A 16,787-nucleotide genomic window follows, 5' to 3' on the forward strand; every position below is an offset into this window, starting at 1 on the left:
TAGCAGTTCACCTCATCAAATATTGGACCATAGGGACGTATTCCTCCATGATCTCCTCCATATCAATCAACAGATCTCCAAGCGTTTCCATCGCAAGTTCATTAATTTCATCAATCAGCAGCTCCGGCATGGTACCACTGCCTGTGGCAAGCTTGCTCAAGGCGGCCATGCCGTTATCATTTGCCAGCGCGAGTACTGCATTTTTTTGCAAAGGGGAAAGTGAGGCGGCAAATAGCTCCCAACCGCTATTACTCTCTCCAGCTACAGGGATAATGAGCTCCTCCGGTGTATTCGTACTGTTAACGATCTCAACGGGTTCTCTTTTAACGCTATCCTCAGGAACTGCAGCAATCTCATCAGATACAGCATCATGTAAGATCCAACCTTGTGTTTCTTCTACAGGAAGCTCACCCTCCATCGTAAGCAGTGAACGGACAATCTCGGAGTCACTTTGCAGGCGCTCCAGCTTCTCCTGGTTAATGACAACAGCCGGCCCTTTGTCCTCTTGTTCCTTTTTCCTGAATTCTCTCTGCAGATAACGTGTGATCAGCTCGTCCATATCTGCGTCAACATTAACACCCTTCAATCTTCCCCGGAAGCCCATCCGTTCCCGGATCTTATTCTCCGTCAGCCGGAACAAACGTGTGATCAGATTCCGCAGCGGCGGTGATTTACTAATACGGACAACGGGAACAAGCACTGAGTAACCATATAAAGAGATATCATAAACAGCACTGCGGAATAGATAACGTTCGCGAAGAACCGCAGGGCCAGGTGGGAACATCTCTACCAGATTCATGCCGTGCTTACGAATAACATATGCATTGATTAATGCTACAACCTGCGGGACATAAAGCTCAATGGCTTCCTTGCCTTCTCCAATATAGAACTTGGATTTGCTGATATCATAATCAGACATTACGGTTAATGCAGTAAAGCTCAGCTCGTCAGGACTTGAGGTCAGGCACCTCATTAATTCCAGCTCGGCCAAATCTCCGGCGAGTCCGCGTGAACGTGCAACAATTAGCGAAAGGGGTACATCCAGCTTGTGCACGAAAGAGAAATCCGCGATCCATCCGCCCAAATATTGATCGAAACGTTTAAAAGAATCCCGGTAAGCCTCCCAGATCGCACATAGCTGTCTATATCCGTCCAAGGGATCTTCCCAGCCCACACCATTAATAAGCTCATAAACATGCAAGAATATATAAGATAAATCAGTTTTGTGGAATCTGTTGTGTCTCACTTCATCACGCCAGTAGAAATACCAGCGGTATTGGGGTCCCGTCATATGGCCGTAAGTTGGCCAATAACTTTTAAATGGTACAAAAAGAGCTGCCGGCTCCTTATGGTTCACGAGTTCACGCGCCCGTGCTACGAATTGTCCTTCGGTTGTAGTCACAGGCTCCTGAATGTCCGTGTCCCATAGCTGCAGCTGCACCATAGGCTCCTTTTTCTTGAGATCAGGCTCCGGTGATGTCTGTTTCGGCAAAGAGCGTTCAGTGGAATCCCGCGGAGGAATGGCCATATTCTTCTCCGTACTTTCAAAGATTAATTCCGTGAAATGCGGCTGACTCCTGTCGTTACCCATTCCCGCCCCTCCAATCGATTTAAAAAAAACGGCCCTGTTCACATTTGTGAAGGAACCGTTTGGTTTAATTATGGTCACTGTCGTTTCTTCTACATACAATTTTAGCATTGTAGTTCAAGACACTTCAAGTAGAACAAGGAATCTGCAGCAGGATTTTTTCAGGAAAGCTCTCAGGAAAGCTCCATACCTTTTGTCTCCTTGCCTAAGAAGAATACCGCCGTAGCTCCAATAAATATCGTAACGAAAAACATCATAAATATGGAACCGATCCCCACGGAACGTTCTACCAGATACCCTACAAGCAGAGGTGCAATAATGCCTCCAATCCGTCCAAAGGAGGTAGCTAGTCCCGATCCGGTAGAACGGACAGCTGTAGGATACAGCTCAGGCGTATAAGCATACATCCCGCCCCATGCCCCCAGATTGAAGAAGGACAGACAAATCCCTGCTGCAATAAGCATGCCTTCTGTTGTTGAATTCCCGAACCATGCAGCACTGATTGCAGTCAGAAGGAGATATACCACCAGTACAAACTTCCGGCCGAACTTCTCTATGAAATAAGCAGCGGTAAAATAACCTGGCAACTGTGCAAGCGTCATAATTAGCACGTATCCGAAGCTCTTCACCAGGCTGAATCCTTTCAGCATCATTACTGTAGGGAGCCATAAGAACATCCCGTAATAGGAGAATATCACCGTAAACCAGAGAATCCAGAGCATAATTGTTGAACGGCGATATTGAGATGACCACACAACGGCGATCTTCTTAGTCAACGAGACAGGTGCCTTGCGGATTTCTGCAAAACGCGGCGAATCATCAATCGCCTTACGCAGATAGAGTGCATACAGCGCAGGGACTGCACCAATGATGAAGGCAGTGCGCCAGCCATAATCAGGAATAACAAAAAAAGCAATCAACGCAGAGATGATCCAGCCTAAAGCCCAGAAGCTCTCCAGGAGGACAACTGCACGTCCTCTCTCAGCAGCTGGCATACTTTCGGATACAAGAGTTGAAGCCACCGGAAGCTCCCCTCCCAGGCCGAAGCCCGTGATGAAACGAAACACACATAATACGGCGAAACCAGTGGCAAATGCGGATAAACCACTCGCAGCCGAGAAGATCAGCAAGGTCCACAGCAGAACGGATTTCCGCCCAAACCGGTCTGCCAAAATGCCTGCTGCTGCAGCTCCTACCGCCATCCCTACAGAGTTTATACTTGTCAATAATCCGATCTGACCCGGATCCAGCTTCCATTCCTTAGCTAATGCCGCAACCACAAACGAAATCATTCCCACGTCCATGGCATCGAACATCCAGCTCAGCCCGGCGCTAAAGAGCAGTTTTCTTTGCTTCGGGTTCCGCAGCAGTGTCATTTGATTCACCTTCAGGACCTCTCTTTCCCACTCCGACTGTTAAGTTTTATTGTTTATTTTAAATTTCAAATCCTTAAAAATCAAGGAAGATCAAGTTGTTGAAATATTGTCTGGCGAGCGACTGAACGTAACAGGTCTGCACGGACAGTGCGGCAATCAGCAGCGTGTTCTGAACCACTTCTTTCTGCTTCCGAGTTAGCGTAGTTAATTGGTCTAAGCTTCTCCCGGCTTCTTCCATCCATTCGCTCTCTTTATGGATCAAGTCGGGATTCTTTTTAAGTTTCTCAAAAAGCCCGGCATATACTCTCAATAACTGTGCAGGTTCGATCAAATCATCATCATCAAGCTCCGGCTTAAGAAACAGTATACGGAATAGCTTTCGGATACTTTCGAAATCAAGCGCATTTCTCAGATCCTCGATCAGAAACAGCAGTGCTGCTTGATTGATTGAATATTTCTTGCCTTCCCTGGGTGAACCCAGATATTCTTTAAAATCACGTTTTACCCAGTTCTGCATCGTCGATGCGGTAAGCGTGGAATATTCTATCATCTGACCTAATGATGTAATTTCTGCAAGCGACAACCCTTTAATACGGCGTCCCTTGATGATTTTATGCAGGATGGGTGGAAGACTCTCTGGAATAACCATCCTTGAGCGCACACCCTCCTGAGTGGCTTCTGAGAGATCTTTACTATATATAGTCTGCAGGAGTCGAACTGGTCTTATCTCACTAACTCCGGACATTGAAAGCAGCAGCTCAGACACCTGGATACGGTTCAGAATGAAGTTTTCCATGACTTACATCCCTTCATTATTTGATATTTTAACTAATTCCCCGTAAAATAGGTTCATAAGAACTTGTAATTATACTATATACTTATTGAAAGTTGAAAGGGATGGTAAAGATTAAATGGGTATAGGACTTAGTTTGGTTTTGGTCGCTGTGTTGATTGTGTTAACCGCTTTTTTTGTAGCTACGGAATTTGCTCTTGTGAAGATTAGAGGAAGCCAAGTCAGCCAACTGGTTATTGAGGGTCGCAAGAATGCGATAGCCGTTCAAAAAGTTGCCGCTAACCTTGACGGATATTTATCCGCCTGCCAGCTTGGAATTACCATTACCGCACTCGGTATCGGTGCTTTGGCAGAGCCTGCATTTGAACAGCTGCTCCTCCCTGTATTCGACTTTTTCGGGGTCAATGTAGAGTTCAGCCATGTTATTGCTTTTGCTCTTGCCTTCTTCATCGCAACCTTCCTGCACGTCGTCGTTGGTGAACTTGCACCGAAGACCGCAGCTATCAACAAGCCGGAAGCAATCAGTCTGTTCACAGCTCCGCTGATCGTTTGGTTCTATAAACTTATGTATCCACTGATCTGGCTCCTAAATGGATCAGCCAACCTGCTTGTCCGCATTTTCGGGATGAAACCAGCGAGTGAACATGGTGAGGCGCACTCTGAAGAGGAGATACGACTGATCCTCTCTGAAAGCTATGAAAACGGCAAAATCAACAAAGCTGAATACGGATATGTTAACCGGATTTTTGCTTTTGATGAAATGCTGGCCCGTGAAATTATGGTTCCACGTACTGATATGGTATGTCTGTTCTCTAATTTTTCGCTTGCTGAGAACTTTAGCATTATCCGCAAGGAAAAATATACCCGGTTTCCGGTAGCAGACGTCAGTAAAGACAACATTATCGGAACGATTAACACAAAACAGTTGTATTTGGAGTATGACAACAATCCTGATTTCGATTTCCGAAGCATTCTTCAACCGGTCTTAACTGTTTCTGAAGTTACGCCTGTGAAGACTCTGCTCACCCGGATGCAGAAAGAACGTGTTCATATTGCACTTCTCCTTGACGAATACGGAGGTACTTCAGGACTTATTACTATAGAAGATATCTTGGAAGAGATTGTCGGTGAGATCCGTGATGAGTTCGATGGTGACGAGCTTAAAAATGTAGAAATGCTCAGTGACTCCCGCTATTTGTTTGACGGAAAGGTTTCCCTGCTTGAGGTTATGAACCGGACCGGTCTGGATTTCGAGGATGAAGAGGTAACTACTATCGGCGGATGGTTATATAGCCACCTCACCGAGCCCTCTCCCGGCAAAAACATCATCCATGACGGTGCACAGCTTATCATCCGTGAAATGAACCGTCACCGTGTAAGTAAGGTGGAGGTTGTCCTTAAGCCGAAAGTCGTTTCAAAAGGTTCCGAAGCTGACCATAATAAACACTAACAAAGCACTAGATAGAGAGAATATTCTCAAGTTACGCTGGATAACGCACAAAAGAGTGTCCTGATGAAGGACACTCTTTTTGTTGTATTCGAAAGCCAAGTTTTTCATTTTGAAACTTATGTAGAACACTTGCGGGTTATGTATGGATCTTATTCTGACTCTTCTATAATTTTACTCATATAATATTCATCGACGTATTGTCCGTCCACTTTAAGCGATTTGACCTTCGTTCCTTCAATGGTAAATCCATTCTTCGTATATAACGCCAAAGCACGTGTGTTATGTGTCATAACCGTAAGCTCCACGCGGGTAATATGATGCGCTCTAGCCCATTCATTCATCTCACGGAACAGTTCCTTACCGATGCCAAGTCCTTGATATTCCTGGATGATACCCATAACAATATAACCACAATGACGATTCCTTCTAACAGTGCCTCCACGGAGAGACAAATATCCGACCAGGCTCCCTTCCACTTCTGCTCCGATAAATATGGAGGACTCTGAATCTTCAAAATTCACAATCATCTCCCTGATCATTTGTTGTCCCGTGTGGCGTTCATCCGGTTCAAGCAGCATGAAACTCGATTCTTGGTCTAACTTATGCTGCAGCTTCAGCAGCTCGCAAGCATCCTCAGGAATTAACTTTCGAAGTGTTACCCTCATGCCAATCACTCCTTATATTAACAGCGGCACACCATGAGCACATTCCCGTCGGGATCCTTAAAGTTAAACCAATGGTCATGCTCAATGTCAGTTAAAATTTCCGCACCGCTATGCTTAACAAAATCATAGGCAGCATCAATATCCTGCGTATTCAGATGAAACACAGGAGCAGTCAGAATGCATTCTTGGGTAAAAATCTTACTGTCCAGCACGATTCCCGCTCCTTCCATAGGCACAACGTACAAATGTCCGAACAAAACTTCTCCGTCCTGCGGGAGACCCAGCAAGCGGCAATACCACTCTCTGGACTTCTCTATATCACTCACGGGAATGAATACAGCACCAATCTGATTCATAATCGGACTTGTCACAGTTAATAACCCCCTTTTGAAGTTGCGGGACAAACTATCCATTAATTAAGTAATTACTTACACATCCTGCACAGCTATTACTGCATCCAAAAGCTGATTGTATATTTCATCATCGGTTTCGAGCAAAGCATCTACCTCAAGAAACTGTTCTTCACTTCCAGGTTCTCCGGAAAAGCTGAGACTGTACTCCCACTCGCTGCCTTTTTTGCTGAAAAAGGTAATTTCATAGTTCGCCTGATGATTAGCCAGACTGAATATCGCTCTTCCTACGAAGCTTCCATCTTCATTGCGGCTCAATTCCGCTTTTGTTATTTCTAATGTCATTCTATATCCATCCTTTCTGGTTGTGTACCATTCTTCCATAGTATACCACTGAAATTGCTGTAAATCCCTACCCACTGAGTGAATTGACTTTTTTCATCCGGCGGTTAATAATTTAATACAATGCTTATGAGATAGAATATTATAGAAAATCGGAGGAGACCCAAATGTCCAACTTTCAGAATCAACTGAGCAAATATGCTGATCTGGCCGTTCAGATTGGTATCAATGTGCAGCCCGGCCAAGTTCTCGTTGTAAATGCTCCAATTATTGCTGCAGAATTCGTCCGGATGATCACGGCTAAAGCGTACTCAATCGGAGCAAGTCTGGTTAAAGTGAACTGGAGCGATGAGAGCATTACCCGTCAGCAGTTCGAGCATGCGTCACCTGAAATCTTCACCAAAGCACCGACCTGGTATGCAGGTGAAGTGACCGAGCTGGCAGAGAATGGGGCAGCCTTCCTGACCGTACTGGCAGAAAATCCGGACGCTTTAAAAGGAATCGAACCAGAGCGGATCGCTAACTTTCAAAAAACACGCGGAGCCGCATTATCCCGTTACCGCGAATTACAAATGTCGGATAAGGTTAGCTGGTGCCTGGTGGCCATTCCTTCACAAAGCTGGGCGGATAAAGTATTCCCTGATGCGCCAGCTGAGGAACGTGTGAGCATGCTGTGGGATGCGATCTTCCACACTGTACGTTTAGGTCATGAAGACCCGGTAGCCGCATGGCAGGAGCACTTAAATAATCTGGAGCAGAAAGCTACAGTGCTCAACAACAAGAAATATAAGAAATTGCATTACATAGCACCCGGAACCGATCTTAGTATCGAACTGCCGGAGGGTCATCTGTGGGCACAAGGAGACAGCATTAACTCCAAGGGTCACAGCTTCGTAGCCAACATGCCTACGGAAGAAGTTTTTACAGCACCGCTCAAAACAGGTGTTAACGGTACGGTCCGCAGCACTAAACCGCTTAGCTACGGTGGTAATATCATCGACGGATTCTCCATTACTTTTGAGAATGGACGGATTACCTCTGTAAGCGCAGAGCAAGGCCAAGAAACACTGGAATACCTGATCAGTCTGGATGAAGGCGCGAAATATTTAGGTGAGGTTGCACTCGTACCCCATCAATCACCGATCTCGGAATCCAATATTTTATATTACAATACTTTATTTGATGAAAATGCCTCTAACCATCTGGCAATTGGTACTGCGTACGCCTTCTGTCTGGAAGGCGGCAAGGATATGACTAAGGCAGAGCTGATTGAACATGGTCTAAACGATAGTGTAACCCATGTAGACTTTATGATTGGATCATCTGAAATGAATATTTACGGTGTAACTGCTGATGGACAAGAAGAACCGGTCTTCTTAAATGGAAACTGGGCATTTTAATCATACCTAATAATTGGGGGAATCCCGAATGTTGAGTTTCAATCAAAAGCTGGAGAACTATGCGCTGCTAGCAGTGAAAATCGGCGTGAATATTCAGCCCGGCCAGAAGCTAGTAGTGAATGCTGACATAGCTTCTGCTGAGCTCGTAAGGCTCGTCGTACGCAAGGCTTATGAGGCTGGGGCGCAATTGGTAAAGGTCAACTATACCGACGAGCACGTTACCCGTTCAAGGTATGACCTTGCCCCTGCCGATTCCTTTCTGGAGCCGCCGCAGTGGCATGCTGATGAACTTAAGGATTTGGCACAGAACGGTGCTGCATTCATGACCATTATTTCTGCAAATCCAGATCTCCTGAATGGCGTAGAACCGAGCCGCATCGCGGATAACCAGAAGACTTCAGGTCAAGCTATGGCAGGTTACCGGGAACTTCTTATGGGTAATCACGCCAGTTGGTGCGGGCTAGCCTTCCCTTCCCCTGCCTGGGCAGCTAAAGTATTTCCTGTAGCACCTGCTGATCAGCAGGTTGAACTTCTATGGGATGCTATCTTCAAAGCAGTACGTGCGGATCATGACAATCCCTTAGAGGCCTGGCATCATCATCTGGGAGGCTTGAAGCAGCGCTGCAAAGATTTAAATACGAAAAAGTACCGCAGTCTGCATTATACAGCACCGGGTACCGATCTCACGGTGGAATTGCCTGAGGGACATATTTGGTGCCAAGCAGAGGCAGTTAATGAAAAAGGCATTCCTTTTCTTGCTAACATTCCTACGGAAGAAGTGTTTACAGCTCCACTAAAGACGGGAGTCAACGGAACCGTTAGCAGCACCAAACCTCTCAGCTATGGCGGCAATCTTATTGATGGCTTTAAACTGACGATTGTAGACGGCAGAGTAATCTCGTATACCGCTGAGCAAGGACTGGAGACTTTAACAACTTTGCTGGAGATGGACGAAGGTGCTTCCTTCTTCGGAGAAGTAGCTCTCGTTCCCTACCACTCCCCAATTTCGGAGAGCGGCATTCTCTATTACACTACATTGTATGATGAAAATGCTTCCTGCCATCTTGCACTTGGAGCAGCCTATGCCTTCACCTTGGAGGGCGGCACCAAACTTAGCAAAGCTGAGCTGGCTGAACGCGGAATGAATCAAAGTCTTGTACATGTAGATTTCATGATGGGTTCTCCTGAGATGAATATCGACGGCATTACCGATGAAGGTATCGTAGAACCGCTATTCCGAAATGGCAATTGGGTGTAATACAACACACACTGCTATAATCGAACACCAAACAACCCGTTTCTTCTCTCTTGTGAGAGATAGAACGGGTTGTTTGCTTTCTGTAAAGTGTTTTCATAACAATAATAGCCCGAATTTAAAATTTCGTTCATATTTCGTTCACATTCTTGTTGAAATTTATTCACAAAGATGTCACAATAGAAGCAGGGATATTACTTCCAAGGAGGAGATCAGCATGATGAAGAATCCGTATACCCAAGAGGCCAACAAACCGGAAGTGGAACGCAAAGATAAGTACCAGCCTACAGAATCCAGCATCGCTGCTGCTAATGCGATTAAGTATACCGCTTATATTCTCCTGTTTTTTGGATTCTTGTATTTCCTCGTCGCCTTTCTTGCTCCCATGCTGTAATAAGTACAGATCTAAACAATCTATTATAGAAAACGCTTACGGCTAATCTATGCTCTTCTGAGGGAGCAATGAGCAGCCTTTTTTGTTGCCACGCTCTACTTCTTCCACGAAAATGTTTTGTATATCCATGCTTGAGCGGCGGGTGACCAAACCTTGTCCATCTCGGCTTTCAGCCATTCTATGGCCTCGTTTCTCGTTCCATTAAACGGAGCAAGTCCTGTCTCTGCCATCCAATGTTCAGCCGTTTCGAAAGAGGTGCTGTTCCAGCCGTTCTTCTCGCTATCCGCATTATGCCGTTCCTTCACTCCTGAGATCACAATGTCCAGTGAACCCTGCAGTTCAGTAACTGCATTGTCAAAAGCTGTCTTCTTCTCTGTGGCTTTCATTTCAGCCTTGGACCGCAACCTACGCGTTTCGATTCCTTCCTCTTCCTCAATAATATTAAACAATAGCAAAGCTTCTTTGCTGCACAGGCCATTATTGTATCGTTCCTGCAACGATGCTGTACTCGCAATGGCTGCCATATAGGCAGGGAACCATTCTCGCGAAATGAGAATAGCCTTTTTCTTAATAAACTTGCCGTAAGCTGCGAGGCCGTCGCCCGGAAATTGTGCCCGCCAGAGCCAAGGGTCCAAATCTGAACCGGTATGCCAATTCTCTGCTTTCGTGATCCCGTTAACCGATGGATGCTCAGGTATGAGCGAAGCCAGCGGCAGAATGCCAAAGCGTGCCACAACCTCCGCGGCTTCCTCGTAAGTTGTAATAGCAATATTGTCTTGCTTGGTTTCACTTAAGGTCATCTGTAATTCATCCTCCCCCAAGGTTTCTAGTGTGTGCGCATGCTTCCAATGCCGGCAATAAAGGTACTGATCAGCCGGGATAGACTGACACCCGTATCCAGCGGAATTCCGAAGCCTCCTTGCTGCTCCAGTGAGGCGAAGCCATGAAGAATACTTCGTAATCCCCTTACCGCATGAATCATGTCTTCCTCACCCAGATCATAATCCCGTAGGGAGTTCATAATCAAGGACAAGATCGTATTACTTACTGCTACAAGCTCCGCATGCTGTGGTTCTGGAGCACGCAAGGTCATCTCATACAATCCTGGATGACTTCTCGCAAAATCCACATAGGCCTGCCCCATCTTATGCACAGCAGCTTCTCCACTCAAATGTCCTATTGCAGCAGACATGTCCTTATATAATTCCTGCAGGCCATGGATGGCGAGCTGAATCCGCAGATCCTGCAGACCCTGTATGTGATTGTACAGTGAGGGTGAACGAACGCCAAGCTTGGCTGCCAGGGCAGCCAAGGTAACCTCCTCCACCCCACGCTCATCCGCAATTTGTGCAGCTGTTATTACAATCATCCGTGTATCCAGTCCTGCCCTTGGTGCCATAACTTTATTCAGCTCCTTGTTTGACCGCCTTCTCAATGGCAGCTTGCATTTTTGCAGCAGGTGACTTCAGAATATTCCCATGTCCCACCGCGAGCAAATAGGGGTCCGTTTCAAGTAATTTACTTGCGCTGGCGGTCGCCACTTTCTTGTTCCAGGTAGCCATCGCCGGAAAAGGAAACCATGGAACGACCGTACCGGAAACAGCAGTTCCGCGGAAAGTCTGGAATGCATCTCCAACAATCAAGGCACGGCTGCGACGGTCTAGAAAAGACATGGAGCCAGGAGTATGTCCGGGCGTGCTGATTGCTGTCAATGAACCAATTTGATCTCCTTCGTGAAGCAACACATCCGGCTTTGAGAGCACTTTTTTCGGCACACTGCCCTTGATTGGAGTTACAGGTTCTCCCGGGCGAAGTGAGACATCCCCTTGAAGCAGTGCAGCATCCCTTTCAGAGATATACAGCTTCGTATTCGGATATACTTTCTTCAATGCATCAAGTGCTCCAATATGATCCATATGAGCATGCGTTAATACAATTCTTGTGATCTCCTTGCCCAGATCGGCAGATGTACGGACGATTCCCTTTAGGCTGAAAGGCAAAGCCGCATCAATGAGCGTCAGTCCATCTTCTTCATCAATAAGATAACAGTTCACCGGGAAAAATCGAGGCATCCATGTTAACTGTATCAGGTGGCCTTCACGTATCAATCTCATGATCATTCCTCCGTAACTAATGATATTAGTCATAATATAAACTAATACCATTAGTTTATCAAGAGGTAAATACCCATTTCAAAATATAATCAAAAAAAGCACCCGTGAGGTGCTTTTCATTTATTAAATACTCTATATAAGCTGAACTTAATTACTTAACCAAATGGACTCCAGATCAGCCAAACCGGCCCATAATATATTCTTGGGTCATTTGATTCTCAGGGTTGGTGAACAATTTGTCCGTTGGACCATACTCAACCAGTGATCCAAGGTAGAAGTAAGCTGTGAAATCGGAAATCCGGGCTGCTTGCTGCATATTATGCGTAACAATAACAATCCGCAGGTCCTCCTTCAACTCCTTGATCAGCTCTTCAATCTTACCAGTGGATACAGGGTCGAGCGCAGAGGCCGGCTCATCCAGCAACAGGATTTGTGGATTAACAGATAGTGCCCGCGCAATACAGAGGCGTTGCTGCTGTCCACCAGAGAGAGCTAGAGCTGAATCTTTCAAGCGGTCCTTCACTTCATCCCAAAGGGCGGCGCGGCGCAAACTGCTCTCTACGATCTCATCAAGAGCCTTCTTGCCTTTGATACCGTGATACTTCGGTCCGAAAGCAATATTGTCATAGATGGATTTGTAGAATGGATTTGGCTTCTGCCATACCATTCCGATCTTTTGCCGAAGCTTGATTACATCCGTTCCTTGCGCGTTGATGTCCACTCCGTCGATCCAGATGCTGCCTTTAGTTGTCGAACCTGAAATCTCATCATTCATCCGGTTAAGCGAACGAAGAAAGGTTGATTTCCCACAGCCGGAAGGTCCAATAAGAGCAGTAACAGTGTTCTCCGGAAAAGGCAGGCTGATCCCCTTTACCGCTTCATATGTTCCATAATAAATGCTCAAATCTTCGGTTTGAAAAGATTTCCCCACTGCTGTTGCGGCTACTCCCATGTCGTAGTCCTCCTACTGATTATCTTTCGGTATTTGAATTCTAATTCATACGTTTTGAAGCTGTAAGCTTGCGGTATATAAATCTGCCAAAGAAGCGGGCAGCAAGATTAAAGATCAAGACAGTAATAACAAGAACCGCAGAGGCTCCCGCAGCAATTTGAACGGCATCCGGTGCAAGTCCTTCACTGTTAACCTTCCAAATGTGCACAGCCAAGGTTTCAGCCGGACGGAAAGGATTCAGCGGTGAATTCGGGCTAAGCGGGTTCCAGTTGCCGAAGTCCAGCCGCGGACTGCTCATCCCTGCGGTGAACATCAAGGCAGCTGCTTCCCCAAACACGCGCCCCGCCGAAAGAATGGTTCCGGTAATGATAGTAGGCAGTGCTACCGGGAACAGCACGGACGTAACGATTTTCCATTTGGACAGACCTAGGGCAAATCCTGCCTCCTTCTGCTGCTTAGGCACGGTACGGAAGGCTTGCTCTGTAATCCGGACCATCAGCGGAAGGTTGAATACCGTCAAAGCAAGTGCGCCTGATACCAGGGAGAAGCCAAGACCAAAATAGTTAACGATCAGCAGCAGTCCGAACAGACCAACTACAATGGAAGGGAAGGAAGACAACACTTCCACAATTAGACGGATAAAGCCGGTTAATCTGCCGGGACGAGCGTACTCCGCCATATAGATCCCTGCGCCAAGGCCAAGAGGAACCGTGATGATCAGTGTCAGTACGAGCAGGAATAAGGAGTTGAACAGCTGAGGTCCGATCCCTCCGCCTGCGCGGATTTTTTGAGGCGGTGAGAACAAAAAGTCCCAACTGATATGGCTTAGCCCCCGCATCAGAATGTATCCAAGCAGTCCTACAAGGATTGCTACAATTAATAGTGCGAAAAAGACGATGATGCCTGTTGCAATTTTATCAGCGGTTCTCGGCTTCAAATCTTATTCCTCCTTTCAAGCAAACGGACCAGGAACACGAATACAAAGGTCATCAGCATAAGAACCAGCGCCATGCTCCAAAGCGCATTGTTATGCGGTGAGCCCATAGTCGTATTGCCCATACCGAGCGTAATTACGCTTGTCAGTGTAGAAGCTGATTCGAATAAGGAGCGAGGTACAAACGGTGCGTTACCGATAACCATCTGAACAGCCAGAGCTTCACCAAATGCACGTGCCATCCCCAACACAACCCCTGTCATGATCGCAGGCATCGTTGTAGGAAGGATTACACGGGATATCGTCTGCCATCTAGTGGCGCCAAGTGCAAAGGAAGATTCCTTTAAGTTCTGCGGTAGTGAAGCCAACGCGTCTGCAGCCACGCTTGTAATGGTGGGCAGGATCATTACAGATAAGACAAGCGCGCCTGCAGCAACCCCGATCCCTTGACCGGGAAGGGTATTCCGCAGAAACGGAACAATTACACTAAGGCCGATAAACCCATAGACAACAGAAGGAATACCGGACAGCAGCTCGATCACCGGCTGTAACAATTTTTTCCCCCAGCCCGGTACGATCTCAGTCATAAACAAAGCTGCACAAATACTAAGCGGACTGGCAATCAAGGCTGCGAGCAGTGTAACAAGAAAAGATCCCGCGATAAAAGGAAAAGCCCCATATTTCGCCGGGTCTCCTTCTGGTGACCATTTGGTACCAAAGAGAAATTCGCTCACACTTACATCGCCCCCGATAAAGGTAGAGGCCCCTTTGGATGCTACAAAATAAACCATGGATACTATGATGACAATTAAAAGCAACACACAGAAGGACATATACGTACGTCCCACAAAGTCTTCGATATGGTGCTTTTCGATTCGCGATTGTTTTAATTTTCCCCTCAAGCCAGGCTCCCTCTTTCTAAAGTGAAAAGAGAGGCAGATGAATTCCGCCTCTAATCACATGAAGTTCTAATGAATAGTATTGCCGGTTCGTTATAGTTACTTGGTAGTTACATTGCCTTTAACATCGCGGGATACCTGCATTTGCGAAGCCGGGATGTAACCAAGCTCTACCACATCTCCGGATTGGACTTCATCAGTCATGAAGTAATCAAGGAATGCTTTTACCACTTCATTCGGTTCACCGTTAGTGTACATGTGCTCGTAAGCCCAAACCGGATATTTACCGGCAACTACGTTGTCTACGGAAGGTTCTACACCCTCATAGCTAAGAGTCTTAACACTATCATCCAGGTAGGACAATGCGAGGTATCCGATAGCTCCCGGTGTTTCACCGATCATTTTCTTAACTGTACCGGAAGAATCCTCTTGAATAGATCCAGCAAGGTCTTCTGTTTTTGTGCCAAGTGCAAAGTTCTCGAAAGTAGCGCGTGTGCCGGAGCTCCCCGGACGGTTGATGATTTGAATCTTTTGGTCAGCACCGCCAACTTCTTTCCAGTTCGTTACTTTACCTGTGAAGATATCTACAAGTTGTTGTTTCGTAAGTCCGTCTACACCAGCATCAGGATGTGCTACCGCTGCAATCGCAACAACCGCTACCTGGTGATCTACAAGTGCAGCTGCTTTCTCAGCATCAGCATCTTTCAGCTTTTCTTCAGCAAATACATCGGAGTTACCGATATCTACTTGTTTCTCAGCTACTTGAGTCAATCCAGTACCACTTCCGCCGCCTTGAACCTGAACATCTACGCCTGCGTTAGTGTCCATGAATTTCTCTGCCACTTGCTCAACCAGTGGTTGCAGAGCTGTAGAACCCGAAGCCAGGATGGAACCGCTTAGATCTGCTCCGCTGTTCGCTTCTGCAGGTGCATTGGTTGCTGTATTGTTACCGCCATTATTGGTTGCTGCATTATTTCCCCCGTTATTCCCGCAAGCCGCTAGTGCAACTACACTTGTCAAAGCTAAACTAATCATCCAAGTCTTTTTGAATCTCATTGTTGTATGTCTCCTTCTAAGTGTTTTTTAGTGGAATGTTGTCCCCTCTTACATTTCTAATTTTAGAGCCCATTCATTAGAGAAAAGTCATGGTTGTGTAAACTCAAAGATAAATAATTATATAATATTTGTATTTGAATATAGATATATTCTATAATAGTGATGGAATTTGCATATTACTGTAAATCAGTGGGGGAATTGTTATGAACATCATGAAACTTAATATCCTTGTTCTCATTGAGAAATTCAAAAAGGTTACCGATGTGGCAGCAGAACTCGGCCTTAAACAACCTACCGTTTCATTTCATATGAAGAGCCTGGAGAACGAGCTGGGAAGCACATTGTTTGAGTATCGAAGTGGAAGAGTGCTCTTAACAGATGCAGGTAGAGTCTTATTTCCTTATGCCGTCAAAATCGTGACTTTGGCCTCGGAGGCTGAACGAAGCTTGCAGCAATACAGCTCTTCCTCTTCCCTAGAATTTGCTTTGCTTGCCGGATATATTCCCGGAAGTTACATTTTCCCCAAACTAATGAAGCCTTTCATGGAAAAGCACCCTGGAGCTAAGATCACCTTAGGACTTCAGCGTGACCAGTTACTTCGCGAAAGACTTCGTTCCAGGGAAATCTCATTTGCACTGCTACATGGCAACTTAATTCACGATCCCTCTTTCAATTACAGGATTGTAGCTGAGGATGAAGCGGTGCTAATTTGTAGCCCTGACCACCCTATGGCGCATACACCGGTCATAACAGCAGAGCGGATTGCTAATGAATTATGGATTCAGCATCCTGAAGGTTCATACCTAAGAGAAACCACTGAGAAATGGGCACATTTGAATCAAATCCGCCCCAATACCATCGCTGAGGTTGATTCGCCTGAGACACTAAAGAGGATGGTTGCTGCGGGTACGGGGATCGGGATATTTTCCCGGGCGGGGATTGAGGATGATCTTGCCATGAAGCGATTACACTGTATCCACCTTCCAGGAAATCTGCCGGAGTTCGGAGGATTTATGCTGGCATGGTACAAAGACTACAATTTAACTGCGCTGCAGCAATCTTTGGTCGACACCGTTCCCGAATTGTAATCATAAGTGACCTATTTAATAAAGAGGGTGTTCCAGCAGCCACTTCTGATATGCTCCCCATATAGTAGACAGGTGAAATAATAAAAGCCTGTTACTGTATGGGGAGCATTTTATGGAACAAAAGAAGTTTA

The 16,787-nt window shown here is 46.1% G+C and carries 18 protein-coding genes; 5 read left to right on the forward strand and 13 right to left on the reverse strand.

Annotated features, from left to right (window positions below; translation table 11 throughout):
* Positions 1–7 precede the first annotated feature (7 nt).
* From ACAN55_RS15165 to ACAN55_RS15175, 3 genes are all read right to left on the reverse strand, one after another.
* A complete protein-coding gene (locus ACAN55_RS15165) occupies positions 8–1,591 on the reverse strand; it encodes a TerB N-terminal domain-containing protein (RefSeq protein ID WP_379134308.1) in 1,584 nt (527 codons plus the stop codon).
* Positions 1,592–1,761: 170 nt separating this feature from the next.
* The gene (locus ACAN55_RS15170; RefSeq protein ID WP_379134362.1) at positions 1,762–2,964 is read right to left on the reverse strand and encodes an MFS transporter; all 1,203 of its coding nucleotides are present in this window, start codon (positions 2,962–2,964) and stop codon (positions 1,762–1,764) included.
* 73 nt (positions 2,965–3,037) lie between these two features.
* Positions 3,038–3,760: a DUF1836 domain-containing protein gene (locus tag ACAN55_RS15175; protein WP_379134311.1), complete on the reverse strand. Its 723-nt coding sequence runs from the start codon at positions 3,758–3,760 to the stop codon at positions 3,038–3,040.
* A gap of 115 nt (positions 3,761–3,875) precedes the next feature.
* Here ACAN55_RS15175 and ACAN55_RS15180 point away from each other — a divergent pair, with 115 nt between their 5' ends.
* The gene (locus ACAN55_RS15180) at positions 3,876–5,207 is read left to right on the forward strand and encodes a hemolysin family protein (RefSeq protein ID WP_379134314.1); all 1,332 of its coding nucleotides are present in this window, start codon (positions 3,876–3,878) and stop codon (positions 5,205–5,207) included.
* A 149-nt stretch (positions 5,208–5,356) separates the two neighbouring features.
* Here ACAN55_RS15180 and ACAN55_RS15185 read toward each other — a convergent pair whose 3' ends face one another.
* Genes ACAN55_RS15185 through ACAN55_RS15195 form a run of 3 tightly spaced genes read right to left on the reverse strand, consistent with a single transcriptional unit; the run spans position 5,357 to position 6,567 of the window.
* Positions 5,357–5,872, reverse strand: a complete 516-nt coding sequence (locus tag ACAN55_RS15185; RefSeq protein ID WP_379134317.1) for a GNAT family N-acetyltransferase — start codon at positions 5,870–5,872, stop codon at positions 5,357–5,359.
* Positions 5,873–5,889: 17 nt separating this feature from the next.
* On the reverse strand, positions 5,890–6,243 hold the full coding sequence (locus ACAN55_RS15190; RefSeq protein ID WP_379134320.1) for a VOC family protein: 354 nt from the start codon (positions 6,241–6,243) through the stop codon (positions 5,890–5,892).
* A gap of 57 nt (positions 6,244–6,300) precedes the next feature.
* Positions 6,301–6,567 carry a hypothetical protein gene (locus ACAN55_RS15195; RefSeq protein WP_379134322.1) on the reverse strand — a complete coding sequence of 89 codons (267 nt, stop codon included), beginning with the start codon at positions 6,565–6,567 and terminating at the stop codon, positions 6,301–6,303.
* Between the two features lie 164 nt (positions 6,568–6,731).
* On the opposite strand from ACAN55_RS15195, the gene ACAN55_RS15200 reads away from it, so the two are divergent.
* The 3 genes from ACAN55_RS15200 (at position 6,732) to ACAN55_RS15210 (ending at position 9,613) form a co-directional block, all read left to right on the forward strand.
* Positions 6,732–7,964: an aminopeptidase gene (locus ACAN55_RS15200; RefSeq protein ID WP_379134325.1), complete on the forward strand. Its 1,233-nt coding sequence runs from the start codon at positions 6,732–6,734 to the stop codon at positions 7,962–7,964.
* A 28-nt stretch (positions 7,965–7,992) separates the two neighbouring features.
* Positions 7,993–9,222: an aminopeptidase gene (locus ACAN55_RS15205; RefSeq protein WP_379134328.1), complete on the forward strand. Its 1,230-nt coding sequence runs from the start codon at positions 7,993–7,995 to the stop codon at positions 9,220–9,222.
* A gap of 214 nt (positions 9,223–9,436) precedes the next feature.
* Positions 9,437–9,613, forward strand: a complete 177-nt coding sequence (locus ACAN55_RS15210) for a hypothetical protein (RefSeq protein ID WP_379134330.1) — start codon at positions 9,437–9,439, stop codon at positions 9,611–9,613.
* Positions 9,614–9,708: 95 nt separating this feature from the next.
* Here the strand turns inward: ACAN55_RS15210 and ACAN55_RS15215 are convergent, their stop codons facing one another.
* The 7 genes from ACAN55_RS15215 to ACAN55_RS15245 form a co-directional block, all read right to left on the reverse strand.
* Entirely contained in the window at positions 9,709–10,413 is a 705-nt protein-coding gene (locus ACAN55_RS15215; RefSeq protein WP_379134333.1) for an AlkZ-related protein, read from the reverse strand.
* 26 nt (positions 10,414–10,439) lie between these two features.
* Positions 10,440–11,012 (reverse strand): TetR/AcrR family transcriptional regulator, encoded by a 573-nt coding sequence (locus tag ACAN55_RS15220; protein ID WP_379134336.1) that lies wholly within the window; start codon positions 11,010–11,012, stop codon positions 10,440–10,442.
* Between the two features lie 4 nt (positions 11,013–11,016).
* Positions 11,017–11,727 carry an MBL fold metallo-hydrolase gene (locus ACAN55_RS15225; protein WP_379134338.1) on the reverse strand — a complete coding sequence of 237 codons (711 nt, stop codon included), beginning with the start codon at positions 11,725–11,727 and terminating at the stop codon, positions 11,017–11,019.
* 175 nt (positions 11,728–11,902) lie between these two features.
* The gene (gene pstB, locus ACAN55_RS15230) at positions 11,903–12,679 is read right to left on the reverse strand and encodes a phosphate ABC transporter ATP-binding protein PstB (RefSeq protein ID WP_379134340.1); all 777 of its coding nucleotides are present in this window, start codon (positions 12,677–12,679) and stop codon (positions 11,903–11,905) included.
* A gap of 40 nt (positions 12,680–12,719) precedes the next feature.
* Positions 12,720–13,616 (reverse strand): phosphate ABC transporter permease PstA, encoded by an 897-nt coding sequence (pstA, locus tag ACAN55_RS15235; RefSeq protein WP_379134343.1) that lies wholly within the window; start codon positions 13,614–13,616, stop codon positions 12,720–12,722.
* A complete protein-coding gene (gene pstC / locus ACAN55_RS15240) occupies positions 13,613–14,515 on the reverse strand; it encodes a phosphate ABC transporter permease subunit PstC (RefSeq protein WP_379134346.1) in 903 nt (300 codons plus the stop codon). The genes pstA and pstC overlap by 4 nt, the downstream gene beginning before the upstream one ends.
* Positions 14,516–14,611: 96 nt before the next feature.
* On the reverse strand, positions 14,612–15,568 hold the full coding sequence (locus ACAN55_RS15245) for a phosphate ABC transporter substrate-binding protein (protein ID WP_379134349.1): 957 nt from the start codon (positions 15,566–15,568) through the stop codon (positions 14,612–14,614).
* Between the two features lie 212 nt (positions 15,569–15,780).
* Here ACAN55_RS15245 and ACAN55_RS15250 point away from each other — a divergent pair, with 212 nt between their 5' ends.
* Positions 15,781–16,656, forward strand: coding sequence for a LysR substrate-binding domain-containing protein (locus ACAN55_RS15250; RefSeq protein ID WP_379134351.1), 876 nt, complete (start codon positions 15,781–15,783; stop codon positions 16,654–16,656).
* The last annotated feature ends 131 nt before the right edge of the window (positions 16,657–16,787 follow it).

Origin of the sequence: Paenibacillus oryziterrae, from assembly GCF_042610485.1 — a bacterium.
Lineage (GTDB): Bacteria > Bacillota > Bacilli > Paenibacillales > Paenibacillaceae > Paenibacillus_AQ.